The sequence below is a fragment of the Bradyrhizobium sp. JYMT SZCCT0428 genome (genome assembly GCF_018131075.1).
Taxonomy (GTDB): Bacteria; Pseudomonadota; Alphaproteobacteria; order Rhizobiales; family Xanthobacteraceae; genus Bradyrhizobium.
This window is the reverse complement of record NZ_JAFCLS010000166.1, coordinates 1-1,270: the sequence shown is the minus strand read 5'-3', so window position 1 is coordinate 1,270 and position 1,270 is coordinate 1. Positions and strand designations below refer to the sequence as shown.

2 protein-coding genes are annotated in these 1,270 nt (G+C 61.6%); both read left to right on the top strand.

The window, feature by feature from the left end:
* The coding region (gene gmd, locus JQ575_RS44200; RefSeq protein ID WP_212039423.1) for a GDP-mannose 4,6-dehydratase at window positions 1-777 on the top strand (777 nt) is incomplete at its 5' end.
* On the top strand, window positions 758-1,270 hold a 513-nt coding region (locus JQ575_RS44195; RefSeq protein ID WP_212039421.1), incomplete at its 3' end, for an NAD-dependent epimerase/dehydratase family protein. The genes gmd and JQ575_RS44195, both read left to right, overlap by 20 nt.

Here is a 1,270-nt window from a genome sequence, read left to right as displayed (position 1 = left end):
AGCCCGGAATATACCGCCAATGCCGACGGCATCGGCGTGCTGCGCCTGCTCGAGGCGATCCGGATCCTCGGCATGGAAAAGGAAACGCGGTTTTACCAGGCCTCGACTTCGGAACTCTACGGCCTGGTTCAGGAAGTGCCGCAGAAGGAAACCACGCCGTTCTATCCGCGCTCGCCCTACGCCGTTGCCAAGCTCTATGGCTACTGGATCACGGTGAACTACCGCGAGGCGTACGGCATGTTCGCCTGCAACGGCATCCTGTTCAATCATGAAAGCCCGATCCGCGGCGAAACATTCGTAACGCGCAAGATCACGCGCAGCGTGGCCCGGATCGAGGCCGGCCTCGAGGAAGTGGTGCATCTTGGCAATCTTGAGGCCAAGCGCGACTGGGGTCATGCGCGGGACTATGTCGAAGGCATGCACAAGATCCTGCAGGTCGATGAACCAGACGATTTCGTGCTGGCGACCGGAGAGACCCGCTCGGTGCGCGAATTCGTCGAACTGGCGTTCGCGGAAGTGGGCCGCACCATCGAATGGCGCGGCGCCGGGGTCGACGAGCAAGGCATCGACAAGAAGTCCGGCAAGATCGTCGTGCGCATTGATCCCATGTATTTCCGGCCGACCGAAGTCGATCTTCTGATCGGCGATGCCAGCAAGGCGCAGGAGAAGCTTGGCTGGAAGCCGAAGACGCCGTTCGCCCAGTTGGTCAAGGAAATGGTCGCAGGCGATCTTGCGGCCGCAAGACGAGAGGTTGCCAATGGCAAGGGTTCCGTTTGAGCTGAAGGGCAAGACGGTCTTCGTCGCCGGGCATCGCGGAATGGTGGGTGCGGCGCTGGTGCGCCGGCTCGCGCAGGAAGACGTCGAACTGCTGACGATCGCGCGCGCCGAAGTCGACCTGCGCGACCAGGCCGCGGTCAACCAATGGTTCGCCGCCAAGCGCCCGCAGGCGGTGTTTCTGGCTGCGGCAAAGGTTGGCGGCATCGTCGCCAACAACACGCTGCGGGCCGAATTCCTCTACGACAATCTGGTGATCGCGACCAACGTCATCCACGCGGCCCATGTCAACGCGACCGAGAAACTGATGTTCCTCGGTTCCTCCTGCATCTATCCCAAGCTGGCCCCGCAGCCGTTGCACGAAGATTCCATGCTGACGGGACTGCTGGAGCCGACCAACGAACCCTATGCGATTGCCAAGATCGCGGGGATCAAGATGGTCGAAGCCTATCGCAGCCAGTATGGCTCCGACTTCATCAACGTGATGCCGACCAAT